Source organism: Oceanobacillus sp. FSL W7-1281 (genome assembly GCF_037969835.1).
GTDB classification, from domain to species: domain Bacteria; phylum Bacillota; class Bacilli; order Bacillales; family Amphibacillaceae; genus Oceanobacillus; species Oceanobacillus oncorhynchi.
Map to the genome: position 1 here is coordinate 4,679,009 of NZ_CP150214.1, position 18,398 is coordinate 4,697,406.

Here is an 18,398-nt window from a genome sequence, read left to right on the forward strand (position 1 = left end):
GTTTTTAAAACTATATTTGACAATTTTATTTCAATCCAAATAATTTTCCATAACTTCTTTTATATTTAAATAATGCTCAAAGATTTCTATTGATCCTTCAGGGGTTGTATAAAACTCTTTAGCTAATTCAAAATGTATTCTTGATCGGTTTTCCCCGCTCGTGGGTAATAATAAGGCACTATATGTTCTTTTTGCTTTTTTCTTAAGAAGTGCATGATAAGCTACTTGTTTATAATTTAATTCATTAATATGGGAATAGTATTTTGCATCAAAAATGTATTGGATATTATTAGTATACAAATAATGATCGGGTTCCAATCTATGATTTGGATGCGCCTCATCAACTCTGAATTTTTTCTTGGTAAAATGATTTGTTTGGTTTTCATATCTTTTATATTCAAATTGCAATCCACTTTCTCCAAGATCATTAAAATAATCATTTAAATATTTTTCAACCATTGATTCCCAAACCAGCTCAAAGTTATAATGCACAATCTTGATATTGCCGCCTTGCGGAAGATTCGAGTAAAAATCAATTAAATCTTTTACTAATCGTTTATTCTTGTCACTAAACATATCAGAATATATTTTTTTTAGGTTATCAATTACATGTTTACGATTACCCAAAAAATCAAAGTTACTAAATTGCCCTTTCAAAATAGTTCCTTTTACGAAATATGGATATGTTCTAAGGGTATAGTTAATAGCAAAGGCCATACATTCACTAAGATATACCTGTCTATTTTTTGTTTCTTGCACAAAAAATGGAATATAAATCAAGTTACCATTACTTATAACATTATTTGAGTGTCTAATTGTATCTTTCCAGGAAATTTTCCCATTATATCCGGGTTTTATTACCTTTTCATCTTCTTTATAAAGCCCATACATCTGGTAGTAATTATAAATTGAGTAGAAAGCCTTAAAAGGAAAACTTGATTCAAATTCTTTAATAGATCCTATATATTTATTTACATTTTTTGATTGCTCTTTTAATAAAATTTGAAAAAGTAATTTTACATCAGAATAATCCAATAAATCTCCTTTTCCAGCATAATGTTTAGGTAACACTACTAACATCTCTTTATTTTTAATAATAAATCCTACAAAATTGATTACTTCAGCATTTAGCTTATAAGAAAAACGTAAATTCCTGGAAAAGCCCCTTAAATTAAACTTTTCTATTATTTTAGGGTCAATTACTTCTCCATCTATTTGAAAAACAAGATTATCTATTCTCTTCATTTTAATCTTCCTTAGGAACAACATCTTGAACAGATTTTGATAAATCATCCGATTCATCATCAATATCCCTTTTACTATACAAATTTAATGAACTTAAGAACTTTGAATGAAAAATCTCTTCATCATTCTCATACTTTTCATATAAATCAGAGAAGTTTAAAATATTTTCAAAAAGCTTCTCTTCCGTAAAAGAAGCTTGTTCAATATCATCCCATAAGTATTGAAGAAGTTTGTTTTGAACTTTTGAATTATTTTCTTTCTTATTCTCATTAAATTTAATAAAAAACTGCCCTATTTGTTTATCTTCACCCAACTGCATTACGCTTGTAATATGCTCATTTAATCGTTGATAGAAGTCCCACCATCTAATTTCTTTTTGACCGCCTATTGAAATAACCGGATTATTCAATTCGATCCCATCTTCTGATTTTACAGGTTTTGTTGAAATGTATTTCCAATCAAAACGACGTTTAAATGCTGTATCCATAGCAAATACATTCTGATCATTTGTATTAACAGTACCGTAAATAAACAAATTATTAGGCAAATAGATTTTCTTATTGCCATCATCACTATCAGCTTCTTCTTGGCTAAGATTGTAAACTTCTTTAGCTATTAAAGAATTAGAAATTGAATACTCCGACTCACCTTTTTTCCTGTCCAATAACTGAAACAAATCTCCAAATACTGCAGCAACATTAGCACGAGATAACTCTTCCAGTACAAGAAAAACAGGCTGATCAGTTCCTTCCATCTCTATAGCTCTAGAGAGTGCTCTTGTAAAAACTCCAGGCGTAAAAACATATTTTATTGAATCTCCTTGTACCTTTGGCATAACTTGCCCAACAAAATCACTATATGTGTACTCTGGATGTAAAGTGGTACGAAAAATAAAACGTGATTCTAAATTAGATTCATTTTCAAAACTTGGATAGTATTTTTTTATTTCTTTTGTTACACCGTAAGATTTTCCTGTACCTGGCGCGCCATAATAAATTATATTACTTCCTATTATACTGCTTTTTTCATTGTTTCCATCACTCTCAGGAGTAATAGCATTTAAGTCTACTATTGTGGACTGGCTTCTGTTTGGTGCAAATTCTGTTGTGTCACTTAATTCAAATTCTGCAGCGTCTTCTGACTTAATTATATATGCTTCATAATTAACCTTTTTCTTTTCTTTTAAAATCAGTAACACATCATTCTCATAAAATAGTTTACGAAATCGGCGGAATATATCATCTGATGTTGAAGTATTACCAAGCTCTATTTGCGGAGAAGCTCCCGGACGACTTAATTTAACAGAACCCTTCGCCTCTTCAAAACCGTCCAAGTTAAAATTAAAGTCCATATTTCCATCATTAGCGTAATCAATATTTTTTTTATTTAAGCTTACCGGTACTTGCAATACATAAAAAGATTTCATTGATTGGTCATTCAATTCCGTATCTGTATAATGATATATGTCCACGTAAGGAAAGAAATCTTGACTAGCTTTACCGCTTAAAGCTATATGAGACTGCTTTGTTTTTGAAAAGTTTCGGTTTTCATGCAATAAATTACTGGATGCAAGCGGCTTTACCAGCAGAGCATCATATTCATTATTTAATTCGATATCTGAAGTATCTTTCAGCGCCGCTTTAATCTTTTGTAATTCTTGTTCAAACATTTTTTCCTCCCTCTATATAATTACTTCTATATCTAAATAATTATATTCCTGTTATGCCTGCTTAAAACTAAGAAGAGCCCTAAATCACAAAGCTCTTTATTTTGTCTCAGTTTGTAGATATTTTATTATTTCTTCTCCTAATGCTCGTGCCATAAGAGGAGGTACACTATTACCAATTTGCTGGTAGGTTTTAGTATAAACTCCAAGAAAAAAATAGTCATCCGGATAAGATTGAATACGTGCCGCTTCTCTTGGAGTCAATCCTCGAGCCTGATACGGGTGAATATACATATTACAGTCGAATTTCATATGTGCTGTAATCGTTTTACATGGTATATTTGGAATCAATTTATAGTATTTATCTTTAAACATATGACTGCGGCTTTTATACGGCATAATATCTGCAATCCTTGGGCTGTCTGACTTATCACCCGGTAACATTCTACTGTATATCTCTATGTCTCTATCATTATTATATCTTGCCTTATGATTAAAAGTTAAATTCATTTTTTTATCCATATTAATTTTTGACACGTATTCATTTTCAAATTTTGTATTCACACTTGATATTTTATTTCCTGAGATTTCGTCACCCAGTTCAGTAGAGTTTTTTGCTCTTGAAGCTTCTAAAGGTTTTAAAGAATTAATTGCATCCATTATATTTAACTTTTCTTTATAACTCCTTTTCAGTAATTGAAATATTTTATTTGCACATATATTATGCTTTCTTTTAACGTCTTCCCGTACTCCTATATAAATTAGCCGTTCACGGTTTTGTGGAATACCAAGGTACTTAGCATTTAAAATTTCATAATCAATCTCATAACCAATCTGTAAGTTAGTATTAAAATCTTCAACGACTTGATCCGCTACATTCTTCATCCCTTTAACATTTTCCATTATAAAAAATTTAGGGTTTAATCTTTTTACACATTCAACATAGTACTTATACAGTATATTTCTCGGATCATCAATAATTCGTTGGCGATTAGCGCTAGAGAACCCTTGGCACGGCGGTCCGCCAGCTATAAGGTCCACTGATTCATTTATATAATCATTTACATTATAAGCAATATCTTCTATCCCGCCCATAGTAATTCGCTTACCATCAATTTCAGGGTGGTTAAAAGAGTATGTCCTTAGAGCTGATTTTTCTATATCATTAGCAAATATGACCCGAAACCCAATCTGGGTCAACCCTAAACTCAATCCGCCGGCTCCACAAAATAAATCCACTAACGTTGGTTTATTTTGATCTTCCTGTTCAATTATCTTTACACGATAAGCTTTGTTATACTTAGCAATTTCATCATATTCTAACAGATTATCGTTAATAACAATACTAATTGAATCCTGGAGTTTCTCAAACATTTCCTTGCTTAATTGCTTTTTTATCTCTAAGAAACCCTCTTCAGAATCTATAATACCAAATTCTATCATACAGTTTATAATTTGAGGTTCATTACAAGTGATACGGTTCTCTTCTTTTGTTAATAAAGAAACTGTTGTAATAAAATTATCGATCATTTCTTTATATTCTTTATTTGACAAAAGGTTTCTGTCAAACACATTATTTGAAAATCTTTTAAAAGTTGCTGTTTCCTGGTTCATAATAATCTCCTAAAAAATCTTTTATACTTTTAGCAATACTCTCAGAAACATTCACTGAGACAGCATTGCCAAATTGTCTATACAACTGAGTATCAGAAACCACAAAACTCCAATTGTCCGGAAATCCTTGGAGTTTACGGCATTCATTTGGAGTTAATCTTCGTATAGATGATATCGGCCGTTCTATAGAATCTTTGAATTTAATACGGTTCTTATAGTCTTCATAATAATTGTCTTGATTAGCACGGTGCATTTTATGCATTGTTGCAGTTAAGGGTTTAGCAATTGATAAATTAATTTCAGACTTAGAATAATAACCTTTTGTACCATGAGACATTATTGTTGGCAATATTTTCTCAGAAAGAAAATACTTTTTATCAACTTCTTCATCTAATAAGTCAAAAACGTTTTTATTTAATTCGCAGGGTTGAGGAAAATCAAATTTATTTGCTTTATCTCCAAATTCGTCTTTTAAAAACCCAATTATAAAAACCCGACGGCGTGTTTGGGGAACCCCAAAATCTGCAGTATTTAAAACCTTATAGTGAACTTTATAATTTAATTTTTCCTCAAGAATATTTAACATTCTCTTTATGGTTTTTCCATTATCATGGGTTTGCAGGTTTCGAACGTTCTCCAGAACAATAATTTTAGGACGATGTTTAGCCAAAATACGTTCAATTGTAAAAAATAATGTGCCTCGTTCATCTACAAACCCTTGTTTGTTCCCCATCATACTAAATGGTTGACAAGGAAATCCGGCTATCAAAACATTATGGTTAGGAATTTCTTCTAAATAATCATTAATATCACCATAGATTATATCATTACTAATATTAGCCTGATATGATTTCACAGCATCTTTATCATTATCATTAGCCCATATAATTTCAAAACCATGTTTTATAAAACCTAAATCCAATCCGCCTACTCCCGAAAAAAGACTTACAGTATTTAAATTATCCATAATTAATTTTCTCTCCATTATATTATAAAATCTTACTACGTAAGAATAAAAATTATACATTTATATTAAATTTACCACTACAAATGTATGTTCGCAAGTTATATATAATGGTGACTTTTCACAAGTAGATCAGTCTTTTAATCTTTTTATACATATTAAACGAAATTTATATCATTTTGGTACACTCTTTTATTCGTTTTTATGAATAATTTAAAACTAAATTTAACAAAGTTCTATTTCTTCATTCTTAATATTAGCCAAATCAATCTCAACGGTAATTTTTTTAACTAAGTCCAATTCAAGAAAATTATTCATTGCCTTTTCGACAGTTAATGGTGTTACATCTTTAAGGTCATATTTTTTACAGTTCAATAAAATAAATTTTTGCCTGCGGATAGCTGAATTCTTTGAAAGATTTATCGTATCCAACCTATTCTCTATTTCTTTTTCCGGGTACCCGTTCATTTTCAGTTCTTTCACAATATCATCTATAGCTATACCAATCTCATTATGAGAAGTTTCAAATCTTAAAACATATATCTCATGAGTTAAGCCTGCATACAGCTGATATTGATTAGAAATAGTAATTGAATTATCAAATTTATTAAGAGATGCTTTTACTTCAATCTCTTTATTTTGCGTACTTATATCGTAGGTACTTCCTTTGTAACCAACCCATTTTAGGTTACTCACAATATTTGATTTTTGTAGATAATTTAAAACTAACAATTCTGCCAACACACTGTAAAAGGTTTTTCTACAATTGTATTACCTAACGGTCTCTCCAATCGTTCCTTATTTAAAAGTTTACGTTTATTTAAGTCTACAAAGTCAGAAGCAACCATTATAAACTGATTAAGATAGTCTTGTGAACGTGTAGTAAGATTTAATAAATTCATTTCCTTTTTATAAGAAAACTGGAATTATTAATAGCTTCTAAATTAAAATATGGTCCTGCATGAAGATTGGATAAATTGTATTGGTCTCTTAACAATTTGACATAATTCACAAACAAGCCTCCTGTATGTTTTTTTTCATTGCTTCAGCAATTGCTTTTGCCAATAAAGGAGGAACAGCATTTCCTATTTGTCTAAAAGCTGACCCCATACTGCAGTTAAACAAAAAATCATCGGGAAAGCTTTGTAATCTGGCAGCTTCTCTTACAGATATTCCCCGGGGCTCTATTGGATGTAGGTGACTATATGTATCAGTACTTAAATGAGCCACTAATGTATGTGACGGTTTATTCAAAGATAATTTTTTCCACTTTCCAATAAATTTTTCAGTCGAATAAGGCGGAACAATTTTTTCTTTTAGCAAATGGTATTCATCTGTATTTTCTTTAGTAATCCCTAACTTTCTCATTTCTTTTGTTAAAATTGATATTGCTATATTATGAGCATCAAGATAGTTATCACCTTCTAGCATCTTAGCGAAAATAGGAAAGTCCCGTTTTGTATTTCTAAACATATTGCCAGTCACTTTATCTACTTTATTGTCTATTCTCATCAATCTCTGAAACTCATTTTGAGGGGAAGTTTTATACTCTTTCAGCATCATAGGCTTATAATTTTTATATTTTTGCTTGTAATCCAAAAATAGATCTGGCAAGTCTGTTAAAGCGTCGCTCACATTTACCCATTTAGGGAGTCCGCTTTCCGGAATGAGCGGTTTTTTAAAATATTTAGAGCTACTTAGTCTAGACCTTAACTGACGATCACGCAGATTTTTTTTTACACACTCATCATTAATCGGTCTGTGGGTTGGTACAGGTATATTTTTAATATGTCCAATATCTTTTTTTATGGCCATGACAAATAAACGTTTTCTTGTTTGCGGTACACCAAAATCAGCTGAATTCAATATGGTCCATATCGCATCATATCCTTTTTCAATAAGTATTTCACATACTTTGTCAGGAATATTAACACCATCATAATTCACAGCTTCAGGGACATTTTCCATTATTATTATGTTTGCATCCGCATATAAAGCATAATCAAGAAAATTCTCATACAGTTTTCCCCTTACATCGTTCTCTTGCCACCGGTCCTCACCTAAAGACCTAAGTTTTGCTCTTCCAATCTTAGAGTATGCTTGACAGGGAGGTCCTCCGACTACCATTAACCCCTTGCTTTTATCCATGCCTTTATAAAAATTATTTGCATTTAGTAAAGTTATATCGTCGTTTATATGACTTTCTCTATTCCCTTTCCTCCAGTGCAAATTAAAAGAAGCAACTTCAGCAGCATCTCTATCCAATTCTAATCCTTTGCTTATTTGAAAACCAGCCATTTGGAAGCCAAGAGCCAATCCCCCACATCCTGAAAATAAATCAATTACTTCAGGAAGTTTTATTTCACTTGAAATATTTGAATAAATCTGCTGCATACTGGTCTATTCCTCCATGATATAGTTCTGGCTCAATTACTTTACACTTAATTGTATTTAATTTCATTACTCTCCTTATCAAGTCCCTACCTTCTGATCTTTGACGGAATTGATCATGGTAATACATTATTTTCCTATATAATTCTATCCTATATCCATTTCTCCCGATACGTTCTACCATCTGCACTAAAGTATCAGTGTTATTTTGTTTAAGTATTTTATATGTCTTTTCTTTGCTCCCCTGCCACGAAATATGAATGTACCACCACAACGTCCAGAAATATACCCTGCGTGGTGTTTTTACAAACCTACTTTCATTTAACCCCCATCTTGCATAAACAATATGCGGTACTTCAATCAATTGAAGTGCGTACCACATTTGCATATTTGAAGCCTGTCTAATTCTAACATTGTATTTTTCTATTAATAATTCATATAAATCAAGGGCAAGGAGCAAATCAAACTTATAATAATTGTTTTTTATACTTCCTATTTCCTCAAGTATCTTCTCATAAATCACAGTAAGATCCTCAGCAATTTCAGATTTATCTGACTGTGTCTTATAATGAATTAATTTGTTTCCATCTAAATTCTCAAATAATCGTTTTGCATTAATTTTAGTTATATTTTTTAGAGGAGCAACCATAATTATAACCTACTTTCAAATGATTCTCTGATACTCTCTGATAGATTAGTAATATTAGAAGAGTCCCATTCGTATGTTTCAAAATAATACTGAATCACGCTTGCTATTGTTCCAACATCACTTTCTCTATTTAAAATTGCATCTAAAGTATCCAATTCAAACTTTAAAACATAAACCAGCTGTTCAAATGAACTACTGATTATTTCAATCAACAACCTGTTAAAGTTCACTTTGTTTCCTATACTAAGCTCTTTATATCTTTTATGAGCCTTATTAATATATAAACAAAAATGATCAACATTAAATAAATCCAGAAAAGGATCTTCAATATAAATATCAGTCTTCCAAAGTGGCCCTTGTCTATCCTCAAATTCCTGCATTGGAAAATCTGCTCCATTTCCATCGAGATGAACCAGAAAATTCTCTAGTTTACCTAAAATTGCTCCCTCTTCATTTATTTGAACTAAATTTGTTCGATTAACTGCTGCATCCAGATAAATAACAATATTAAATTCTATAGTTCCTCGAAGTGAAGAAGGTTCAAAATTAAGATTGATATCAAATTGCTGCTGTACAGCATTTTTTTTAAAGCGTCCTATTTTTTTTACGTCAGTATAGCTGGAATCTCGACTTTTCCAAACAATTGCCACTCCTAATATGTTTTGTTCATCTGTTAATCCTTCTACTCCAAACAAAAAATCCGGATTATTCAAGACAAAAGTGTAGTTTAGCATAAAATTATGGTACTCAGGATTCCATTGCGGGTCACCATTAAATAAGAATTCTTGTCTATTTATTTCATCATTAAATTCTTCTTGACTATTTTCTAAATATATCTTTTCTGACTCAGAATAATAATAAAATTCTTTTTCTCCAAAAGAATATCCTATTTGTTTAAAGAGATCATCATCTAACCATTTAACAAGCATACCACTCATAGACTAGCTCACCTTGTTTCCTTTAAATTCAATAGCAGGTATGAAATTTCTGTCCCTGTATCTTATTTTTATTTCACCTGTTATTTCGCCAGTAATAGCTGCTTTGTTTATTCGATATCCGTATACGGTCCGAAACTTCTCTGAAAATAAATTTTCTCCTCCAAAGTTTCCATTAATGTTAATATCAATCATTTCAAAAGGAAATACAGTCTCAAATTCATTCTCCCATACTTGGTAGCCAACTGATCCTTCTTCAGATTCTATAGTAAGAGAAAAATCTATTTTATAGATTGTTTCTTTGTCAGTATTCGGAATCAATTTAAACATCGCTATTAAATCATTGCCATCTTGAATTAGTTGTGTTACCTTAAATGTCAATTTTGCGGAAGTTTTAGATATTCGAGAGTTGCTATTTCCCCTTGAGTCTTTTCTTTGAGGTGCTTTTCCCGGTACCATTGGCGGCAAAATTCTGCTTCCTATAACTCTTCCTATTGTTGAATTAGCAATTGAACCTTTAAATGTCTGACTATTTATTTCTTTCTTCAAATATGAGTTCACTTGATTTTTTATTCTTTTTATAATATTTAATTGAGTACTTGCCAAAGTAATATCCATCCATTCACTATGATCAGCTCGTTCACATTTTCTTAAATAGTCTTCTATTGTTTCTACCCCCAACTCGTTTCTCGCATCTTCCAAAGCAACATTACTATTAGGAATAAAGATAGCAATTAACCTTTCATTTGAATTGGGGAGTTCTATATTCTTTGTCCACTCTCCAAAGTCTTCATATCTTATTACCATCCCCGGATTCCTTAAAAAAGTAAATAATAGATTCTTAGACTCTATATTTTGTTCTTCTGTTTCATTATCATTGTAAAAACCCAACAGTTCTCTAAAAGGTTTAGAAAATTGTTTGTCAATGAAATGTTTAGAGATTATAGTATACGCAAGATTACCTGCCCTCAGTCTTTTGTTTCTAGGCTTAATATCAATTCTTCTAATGTTTATATCCAGTTTAGTAAGCTGTCCCTTCGTTTTGTCATCTTTAAGTGCAAAACTTTTTCGACCAGCGTTGTATAAATCCTGCAATACTTTATATATGTTCTCAAATGACTCAATTTCAATTCCTTTAGAATTTATAAACAGCTGAATTGGATTTTCAACATTAGAATAATGGTTATCGAGCTTAGCGAAATACCAACGTTTAAACGCGTTCTCCAGATAATATTCGATACTAAACTCTCCATCATCAAAGATTAGGTTTGTTTTACCTTCTAAATTTTTCATAAGTTTCTCTTTATCAATAAAAGGTATAATAACCCTTGTTCCTGTTTCTTCACCATGGAATGGTTCTAATTCAAATATATTTAAAAAGTTTTTAATGTAATTAGCATCAGTTACGGGTTTTGTTTTATTTTCATGATATTTTTCTCCCCAAAAAGCTATACCTCTGCCTTTAGCTAACAAAAAGTTTTTATTTTTTTTTTGGTCTTCCACCATATTTGCTACCAATCGTTCTTCATATCGTCCTTCAGCAATTTTTATTCGTGTATAATAGATAACCAAGCCTACACCTATTCGAAAGTATACAGTTTTTCCCAACCCCCAGGATCCACCTGCTCCTTGTTTTTCTTGATTAGCTCCTAATAAATAAACCAGTTTGGTCAAGTTCCCCAACTTGTCTGTATCTATATTTTCAAAAATTAATTCTCCAGTAAGCCCTTCCGTTTTCATATCAGTCAAAGATAAATATTTGTAATCATCACCATTAAAAACATCCGAAAAGATAGAATTAAATCCATTAATTTCTTCCAAAAAGCTTCTTTTGCTAAATGTTCCAGTATCAATCAGCAACTTTATACCATCTTCCTTGCTTAAAGCAGCGTCTAAACTATTTTGAGTAAATTCACGGACAAGCAAATCTAAAGGATGTATTTCATCATTTTGTAAAGACCTCAAGATAGAGTGTCCATCTTGAGCCATCCTGTCATTTTGTAAGATTTCTATCTCCATTCTAATCTTCTTCTCCTTCTAAATCTTCATCAAAATTCTGCGGCGTAATAGATAGTTTTTTTCCTCTCGGTTTATTGCCCCCAGATCCTGGAATAATAATAGAAAGGGCCGTTATATCTTCTGAGAAATTAAGTGCTTGTCTATTATTACTGGTTGTTTCAGGTTCATAATTTTTATTTAGCCTATATACTATCAATAATGGCTTGTTCTTGTTTTTTGAAACCTTTCTTATTTCTTCCATGGATAGGTTACTGAATTCTGGTTTAGTATCAAAATCAGCTATAAAATCATTGGGGTTTCTTAATACTCCAATTGATATAATTTCTTTACCATCTTCTGTCTTAATAGTATCCCCTTTCACAGAACGGTTTGCTTTTAATAAATACTTACCGTCAACTGTCCAGGTTTTGTCGCTGCTTTCATTTTTTTGTGTGCCTGCTGCAGCTACATTCCAAGATTTAAGACCTATTTCTTTACACCACTTTTCTATTGCTGCAATATTGTTAAACGCAGCAGTCCTTGAATTAAATTGAAATTCTCTTAAATACTTAAATATATTATCTATAGAGATGTTCTCCCAAAAAACACTATTATTTGCATAATTATCTTGGGACGACCCTAGGTCGACAAAGAAAGATTCAGTCAATTCTTGATTACTTCTCAACATTTCCCGATCATTCGTAAAATTAATATCCTGCGGTTTATACCCAGTAAAATCAATTTCGATTTCTTGCGCCGCTTGAGCTCTGTTCCTTCCCGTGATCGACATAAAATTATAATCAGGAGAATTTGTAACCTCCATTCCGTATTCTTTTGGTGTTTTATTCAAACTATTGTAATTGTCAATAACTTTTCTTAATTCTTCATCTACTTCGACTAAGAACCTGAATCTTTCTAAACTATCACTAGACATCCATATTCTTGGTATCAGCTCGTATCCAATTCTATAACCGAACCATCTTCCCATTTGCATTAAGGTATCTGCGATTTTAGTTGTCCGTATAAAATAAGTTGAGATTAACCCTTCTAAGGTCAACCCCCGTGATAAAGTAGCCCCTCCGATAACTATAAATCCAGGAGCTTTATCCATTTCCTGCAGCTGCCTTTGATTGGGATATGAAAGACGTAAGCTTTCATTATCTATCACTTGATTGTTTTTACTGTTATCCACGCATAAATGAATACCTTTAGAAAACTCTTTATCTTCGTCAAAAAGTTTGATGCTGTCTAAAGCATTCTCGTAAATATATTCCAACTCTTCTTCTAAATCTTTAAAGTTTATGTTAGGTACATCAATTTTTATACCGATTTCATACTCCGGAAGTATCTCGAAAAAATTAGCTTTAGATACCTTATGTTTTTCCTTCTGAAATACAGATTCACATTTTTTTATAAAATGTTCTTTCGAAACGTTATTGAACCATCCTTCTATAAGCCTTTTAATTTCAGCATGATCTGACGTCTTCTGAGAAGTATGAATCAACATAGAAACTGGTTTTTTTAAGCTATTTCTCCTTATCATTGATAAACCTAACATAAACCATAATAAAGAACTTTCTAAAGAAGCAGGCAAAGAGACCAAATCATTTATTTCTTTAATTTGTTCTATTTCGTCACGTTCTATAAGATTAAGTACGTCTAAACTCTTATACTCCTCAGTATTTACAGGATTACCATATATATGTTTCGGACCAATATAAATTGCAGCAGGTTTTAAACTGTGAATAAAATGATGTGGAAATAAACTTTTATTCTCATTTTCGTTTAAAATATTTGCATATGGCGTAGCTGTATATGCTATATAATTCATAGCTTTAAAACTTTTACCTTCATGTTCAAAATTAACAATATCTATTAACTTTTTGTTTATAGCTGACCTGTCATATTCTTCATTTGATGAAAAGTCCATTGATTTAGTATTAATTCCAGCCTGGTCAGATTCATCATCAATAATTAATACACTCATCTTTTTTAATTTTTCTTTATCTTTTTTAAGCCATTTTATAAGACCTTCTAAATGATTTTTATTTTTCAGAAGTACTGTAAAATACTTGTTTTGTCTGAGATGATCATTTAATTTTAATGTTGCCAGTTCATGACTTCTATTTATATTATAAATATTGGAAACCCTTTCCCACGGAGACCCATCCACATTTTTATTACTATTTAAATCACTAAGAAGCCTTTCTTCAGTCTGTGCTTTCAAGTTAGTTATCATTCCACTTATGATAATAAAAAAATTAAAACCATGATCACTTGCTGCGGCCATAAGTCCTGCCATGCTTGCTGTTTTACCAGATTGGACGTTACCTACTACTAGTCCTTTTCTTATATCTTCATAGGAATTCCTCTTCGTATTAAGTCTTTTCAAAATCCAATCTGTCGATTTTTCCAAATTCAAAACAGATTTTTCCGACCATCCTTTATCTTTTTTTAAGTGCAACCTATATTTATACCAATTAGAACCTTTGTTTCTTTGTATTGTTAAGTCATTTATTGATAAGTCATCATTTGTAATTCCATTGATTTCTTTAGACTCCCATGCCGCAGCTCTTTGTTCATTTTGTAATTTATAATCTTCGTAAACGTCAAGATATTCATCTGCAGTTGTACCCTCTTCAAGTGTTCCTATATCAACAAGCAAATCCAGACGATTTTGTAATTCTTCTTTTGTGGTGGTATTTAAATATTTAATATTGCTCCAATCAACTTTCCCTTTAGCAACTTCTTTATTAAAAAGCATTTCTAATTGAGCTATGATTCTCGTTTTTTTTAATTCTGCTATTTCCATTAAATACACCTCTTATTTGAATTTGTTATTTTAATCTCGTAAACTTAGCTATACTTTTAAACCCTTGATCCTCAACATTGATTCTTCCCTAAGAAACAAATTTATGTATAATATAAGATTTTTAAAATAATATTGCATTAATTTTTAAAATATATAATTCAATTGTACTAAAAATATATTTTCTATTCAAAACAAATTGGAAAAAAGATAGAATAAATTTAAAGAATAATTCCTATAGTCTATAATTGATAATAATGGAAAATATTTATTGCACGAAGGTATTCATATAACTGATAATCTTACCGAAGATCATGAAGGAATAACATAAAGGCTATACAGTCATAGTCGAAATTAGAAAATATTGTTAAAAAAGAACTTTATGGAAAGAGAATACCTGGGATGAAGCAAGTTTATTTTTCAAAACAAGAAGTTATCGGTTACGTATGGCAACATTCACGATATCATGGAAATTTACTTAGTTATTGTGAAGATATGAAATAAAGTTGTAATGAACGAACTTAAAAATCAAGAGTTCATTACTCAAATAGAATATAGCTTTCTTAATGATCGTAACAATAGTATTAGAAAACTTCGAAATCTCTTAGCACACGCCAACCTATCAAAGTACAATTTAATCTTTATTGAAGAAAATAAAGAAATTCTATATCCATTAACAGAGAATGAAACCTGTATAAAGTTTTATGAGATGATTTCCAAAATTTAATTTAATTTTAAGGTTAGTAAGTAATAATTTTACAAATCCTTTTGAAATTAATCTTGATGCTAAAATTAGAAACATTGATATTAATATCCAGGAGTTAACACCGGAAGAATTGCTAAAGTTTAAGGGGCTTGATGCATCTGAAATTCCTTATTGGGAAGAACTTAGTGAAACTGATAAATATAGACACGCGGAAAACGCAAGTGATGTTAATATGATTACAGAAATATTCAAAAACCTTTTCGATATAAAAGAAAGCTAGTAACTTACAACACTAAAAGACAACCAAAATATCTTGAATATTGTGGGTGATCTGACTGCTTATAGTATTTTTGAATCACTGATTATGGAGCTGAAAATCGTAAATAATATAACATCTATTTAAATAATTAGAACAAACTTCAAAAAAACTTGTCAGTAACTTCTTGCATCTCTGCATTAGCACGCGTCACAAATTCATTCATATTTGCGATAGAGTTAATACCTTCTTTAGGCATGGAACTATGTGCCGATTTCCCACGTGAAACAATGGTATAGTTCATGGAGCCTTTATGCGTGTAAATCAATGCTGGGCCGGTTGGTTCGCTAATAATCAACCCATCCAGATCATCTGCATAACCTTCCTTCGTTAATTGTTCCGCTCCCAATTCACCGACTTCTTCGCCAACCGTTGCCATGAATTTCAATGTACCGTTGATATCTGTGTTTTCTTCTTTGATTTCGATCATAGCGATTGCTAAAGCCGCCAAACCAGATTTCATATCCGTTGAACCCCGTCCGTATAATTTATCCCCATCGATTTCAGCTGAAAACGGCGGGTATTTCCATTCACTTTCATCACCAGCCGCTACCACATCTTCATGTCCGCTGATACCTAATACTTTACCGTTACCTTTTTTGTAAGTGGCTACCAGGCTTTCACGTCCTTCACTATATTTTACTTTCTCAGATTCTATCCCATGTTTTCGGAATAGATTTGCGAAGTAATCCGCTACTTCAGATTCATTGTCGTTTACCGATTTTATTTTTATGATATCTCGTAATACTTTAATACGTTCTTCTTTATTCAATGTATGATTCCCCTTTCGTTGATATATACTGGTTCAAATCTAAAGCGGAAAGCAGTAAATTGATAAGGTTGTCGACTATAACATACAATACCCTCCTAACAAGAAAAGTATTCGAATACAAGTTCAAATCAAAACACCAAAACAAACAAAAAGCTGCCGATACCCTCGATCGACAGCTTTTTCTTTATTTCCAGTAACTCTCATACAACTATAAAATTTCATCAAACAATTCTTTTTTAACTTCCTCAATCGCCATATCTTTCCCAGTAAACAGTTTATAAGCCAAGGCGCCTTGCCATAAAACCATTCCAAGGCCATTAATTGCTGTAGCTCCAGCCTCTTCAGCTTGTGCTAACAATTTTGTTTTTTGCGGGTTATATACCACATCTGTTACAACTAAATCCTCGCGCAGTACATCTGTAAGATCATCCAGAATACTCATTTCATCCAGCGGTTTCATCCCTAAGCTTGTAGCATTTGCCAGAACAGCACTTTCAGCTATTTCTTTACGGAAAGTTTCTTTATCCTCTAAAGGAAAAATGTTTGCTTTGACTCCGAAATGAGCCATCTCGTTGTTGATATAGGATACATTTTCTTCTGCTTGCGGGAAGAACTTGTCGTCTCTGGCAAAGATACTAATTTCTTTAATACCGGATTGTACTAATTGAATAGCTATTGGTGTTGCAACACCGCCGGAACCGACCAGGGTGATTTTTTGGCCTTCCAATTTCACACCATGTTCTTCCAGGTTTTTCACATATCCTAACCCATCTGTATTATACCCGATCAGCTTGCCGTCTCTGTTTACGACGGTATTGCTGGCATGTGCATATTTCGCACTGTCATCCACTTCATCTAGATACTGGATGACCTCCATTTTATTTGGCATGGATACATTGAATCCTGCTGCTTCGATTGCTTTCATGCCTTCTACCGCTGTTTTAAGGTTTTCTGTCCCTACTTCAAAGCCTAAGTATGCATAATTCAAACCGCCAATGGTGTATCCCAAATTATGCATTTCAGGCGAAATGCTGTGCCCGATTGGGGTAGCCAGCAATCCTACAAGTTTTGTTTTACCGTTAATTTTTGCAAGGTTTTTATCATTATTCATCATGTTTCTATCTCCTTTAAATTTTATTTTATTAATTGAGTACTTTCCTGCCTCGATAAAGTACAAATACAGCAAGTAAAATACTTAATACCGCGATGACCATGTCAAATACTAATGTCATGGAAATACCAATTCCTCCAACCAAAGAGCTTGTGATGATTGGGACGAGTATGAAAGCGACGCTTCCTGCTATATTTACGTAAGATGTGGTTGTTCCTTTGTTCTCTACAAAGAAGTCTGTCATCACACTGATTGCCAATTGGAAAATACCAGAAGTTGATAGTCCAAGGATAAATGTAGATATGATAACAACCGGATAAGAATGAACAAAGAAAAGCATTAGCATGGATACAAAAGCAACTGCCGGGTAGATGATCATGATCGTTATCGGCTTAATAAATTTGTCCAATACGACAGCTAACAGGAGAACAGATACCAATGCACCTATACTGAAATAACTTAAAAGCTGTACAGCGACGTTTTCACTTAAGTCCATGAAACCTGTACCCAGCTCCGGAAGCCATGTCTGCCAAACGACAAACAAGGCCGTAGACGTAAACCCGATAAGGATGATTGCCAGTCCTTCTCCCCAAAACTTTGGTTTCTCTTTAAAACAATTATCTTGGGCTTCGCTTGTTTTCTCATTTTTGTCATTCGTATGGACTGCCGGGAATGGCATAAAGATTAAATACATACCACTTATTAAGAATAAGACTGCTAATAAGTAGAATGACCAGCCCCATGAAAGATCATGAGATGCTAGAAACGCCAGGATAACTGGTAATAGGGTTGCGCCAATGGATACCATTGCTTTAACCAGGACCGTTGCTGAACTTGATTGCTTTGGAAATGATTCGATTAGAGCCGGATAAGTTCCTGAGTCTAATAAGGAATTCGCAATCCCTGCGGTTATTGCTAAGGCGAAAGCCACCGGGTAGCTTGACAGCAATGGTATGCCGATTAAGAACAGCAGGTATAAAAAGCTCCCGGTAATAATAATCGGCTTTCGCCCTAACTTATCGGAGAGCCGGCCGGCAAAGAATAAGGCAACCAGCTTCCCAATACCAATGGCAGATACCAGCAAACTGATGCGTTCGACTGGTTGATCATAGTTTGCTGATAAGTTACCCATGTTGGAAGCGATGATAATATTGATCATTCCTAACATGAAGTAATTCAAGTACATTCCAAACGACGTTTTAATGTATGGATTTTTCATTTT

At 32.3% G+C, this 18,398-nt stretch carries 13 protein-coding genes; all 13 read right to left on the minus strand.

Translation table 11 applies throughout. The features are described 5' to 3' along the window. Positions 1-30 precede the first annotated feature (30 nt). Complete coding sequence (locus MKX55_RS22550; RefSeq protein ID WP_339181051.1) at positions 31-1,245, minus strand: hypothetical protein; 1,215 nt, start codon at positions 1,243-1,245, stop codon at positions 31-33. A gap of 1 nt (position 1,246) precedes the next feature. Next, on the minus strand, positions 1,247-2,914 hold the full coding sequence (locus tag MKX55_RS22555) for an AAA family ATPase (RefSeq protein WP_339181052.1): 1,668 nt from the start codon (positions 2,912-2,914) through the stop codon (positions 1,247-1,249). 96 nt (positions 2,915-3,010) lie between these two features. Beyond that, complete coding sequence (locus tag MKX55_RS22560) at positions 3,011-4,525, minus strand: DNA cytosine methyltransferase (RefSeq protein WP_339181054.1); 1,515 nt, start codon at positions 4,523-4,525, stop codon at positions 3,011-3,013. Beyond that, positions 4,500-5,492: a DNA cytosine methyltransferase gene (locus MKX55_RS22565; RefSeq protein WP_339181056.1), complete on the minus strand. Its 993-nt coding sequence runs from the start codon at positions 5,490-5,492 to the stop codon at positions 4,500-4,502. The genes MKX55_RS22560 and MKX55_RS22565 overlap by 26 nt, the downstream gene beginning before the upstream one ends. A 222-nt stretch (positions 5,493-5,714) precedes the next feature. Next, positions 5,715-6,233, minus strand: a complete 519-nt coding sequence (locus tag MKX55_RS22570) for a PD-(D/E)XK motif protein (RefSeq protein ID WP_339181059.1) — start codon at positions 6,231-6,233, stop codon at positions 5,715-5,717. Between the two features lie 264 nt (positions 6,234-6,497). Beyond that, the gene (locus tag MKX55_RS22575; RefSeq protein ID WP_339235166.1) at positions 6,498-7,883 is read right to left on the minus strand and encodes a DNA cytosine methyltransferase; all 1,386 of its coding nucleotides are present in this window, start codon (positions 7,881-7,883) and stop codon (positions 6,498-6,500) included. Further along, the gene (locus MKX55_RS22580; protein WP_339181064.1) at positions 7,852-8,529 is read right to left on the minus strand and encodes a hypothetical protein; all 678 of its coding nucleotides are present in this window, start codon (positions 8,527-8,529) and stop codon (positions 7,852-7,854) included. The genes MKX55_RS22575 and MKX55_RS22580 overlap by 32 nt, the downstream gene beginning before the upstream one ends. Positions 8,530-8,531: 2 nt before the next feature. Beyond that, positions 8,532-9,467: a hypothetical protein gene (locus tag MKX55_RS22585; protein WP_339181066.1), complete on the minus strand. Its 936-nt coding sequence runs from the start codon at positions 9,465-9,467 to the stop codon at positions 8,532-8,534. A gap of 3 nt (positions 9,468-9,470) precedes the next feature. Further along, positions 9,471-11,483 (minus strand): hypothetical protein, encoded by a 2,013-nt coding sequence (locus tag MKX55_RS22590; protein WP_339181069.1) that lies wholly within the window; start codon positions 11,481-11,483, stop codon positions 9,471-9,473. A 1-nt stretch (position 11,484) separates the two neighbouring features. Beyond that, a complete protein-coding gene (locus tag MKX55_RS22595; protein ID WP_339181070.1) occupies positions 11,485-14,274 on the minus strand; it encodes a Z1 domain-containing protein in 2,790 nt (929 codons plus the stop codon). 1,122 nt (positions 14,275-15,396) lie between these two features. Further along, positions 15,397-16,065, minus strand: coding sequence for an ArgE/DapE family deacylase (locus MKX55_RS22600; protein ID WP_339235169.1), 669 nt, complete (start codon positions 16,063-16,065; stop codon positions 15,397-15,399). Positions 16,066-16,273: 208 nt separating this feature from the next. Next, positions 16,274-17,179 carry a quinate/shikimate dehydrogenase gene (locus MKX55_RS22605; RefSeq protein ID WP_339235172.1) on the minus strand — a complete coding sequence of 302 codons (906 nt, stop codon included), beginning with the start codon at positions 17,177-17,179 and terminating at the stop codon, positions 16,274-16,276. Positions 17,180-17,207: 28 nt separating this feature from the next. Beyond that, on the minus strand, positions 17,208-18,395 hold the full coding sequence (locus tag MKX55_RS22610; protein WP_339235175.1) for an MFS transporter: 1,188 nt from the start codon (positions 18,393-18,395) through the stop codon (positions 17,208-17,210). Positions 18,396-18,398 lie beyond the last annotated feature (3 nt).

Coding starts and splice junctions, on each gene's coding strand:
- MKX55_RS22555 (WP_339181052.1), bottom strand. CDS start 2,914: ATGTTTGAACAAGAATTACAAAAGATTAAAGCGGCGCTGAAAGATACT.
- MKX55_RS22605 (WP_339235172.1), bottom strand. CDS start 17,179: ATGATGAATAATGATAAAAACCTTGCAAAAATTAACGGTAAAACAAAA.
- MKX55_RS22575 (WP_339235166.1), bottom strand. CDS start 7,883: ATGCAGCAGATTTATTCAAATATTTCAAGTGAAATAAAACTTCCTGAA.
- MKX55_RS22550 (WP_339181051.1), bottom strand. CDS start 1,245: ATGAAGAGAATAGATAATCTTGTTTTTCAAATAGATGGAGAAGTAATT.
- MKX55_RS22610 (WP_339235175.1), bottom strand. CDS start 18,395: ATGAAAAATCCATACATTAAAACGTCGTTTGGAATGTACTTGAATTAC.
- MKX55_RS22580 (WP_339181064.1), bottom strand. CDS start 8,529: ATGGTTGCTCCTCTAAAAAATATAACTAAAATTAATGCAAAACGATTA.
- MKX55_RS22590 (WP_339181069.1), bottom strand. CDS start 11,483: ATGGAGATAGAAATCTTACAAAATGACAGGATGGCTCAAGATGGACAC.
- MKX55_RS22585 (WP_339181066.1), bottom strand. CDS start 9,467: ATGAGTGGTATGCTTGTTAAATGGTTAGATGATGATCTCTTTAAACAA.
- MKX55_RS22565 (WP_339181056.1), bottom strand. CDS start 5,492: ATGGATAATTTAAATACTGTAAGTCTTTTTTCGGGAGTAGGCGGATTG.
- MKX55_RS22595 (WP_339181070.1), bottom strand. CDS start 14,274: ATGGAAATAGCAGAATTAAAAAAAACGAGAATCATAGCTCAATTAGAA.
- MKX55_RS22560 (WP_339181054.1), bottom strand. CDS start 4,525: ATGAACCAGGAAACAGCAACTTTTAAAAGATTTTCAAATAATGTGTTT.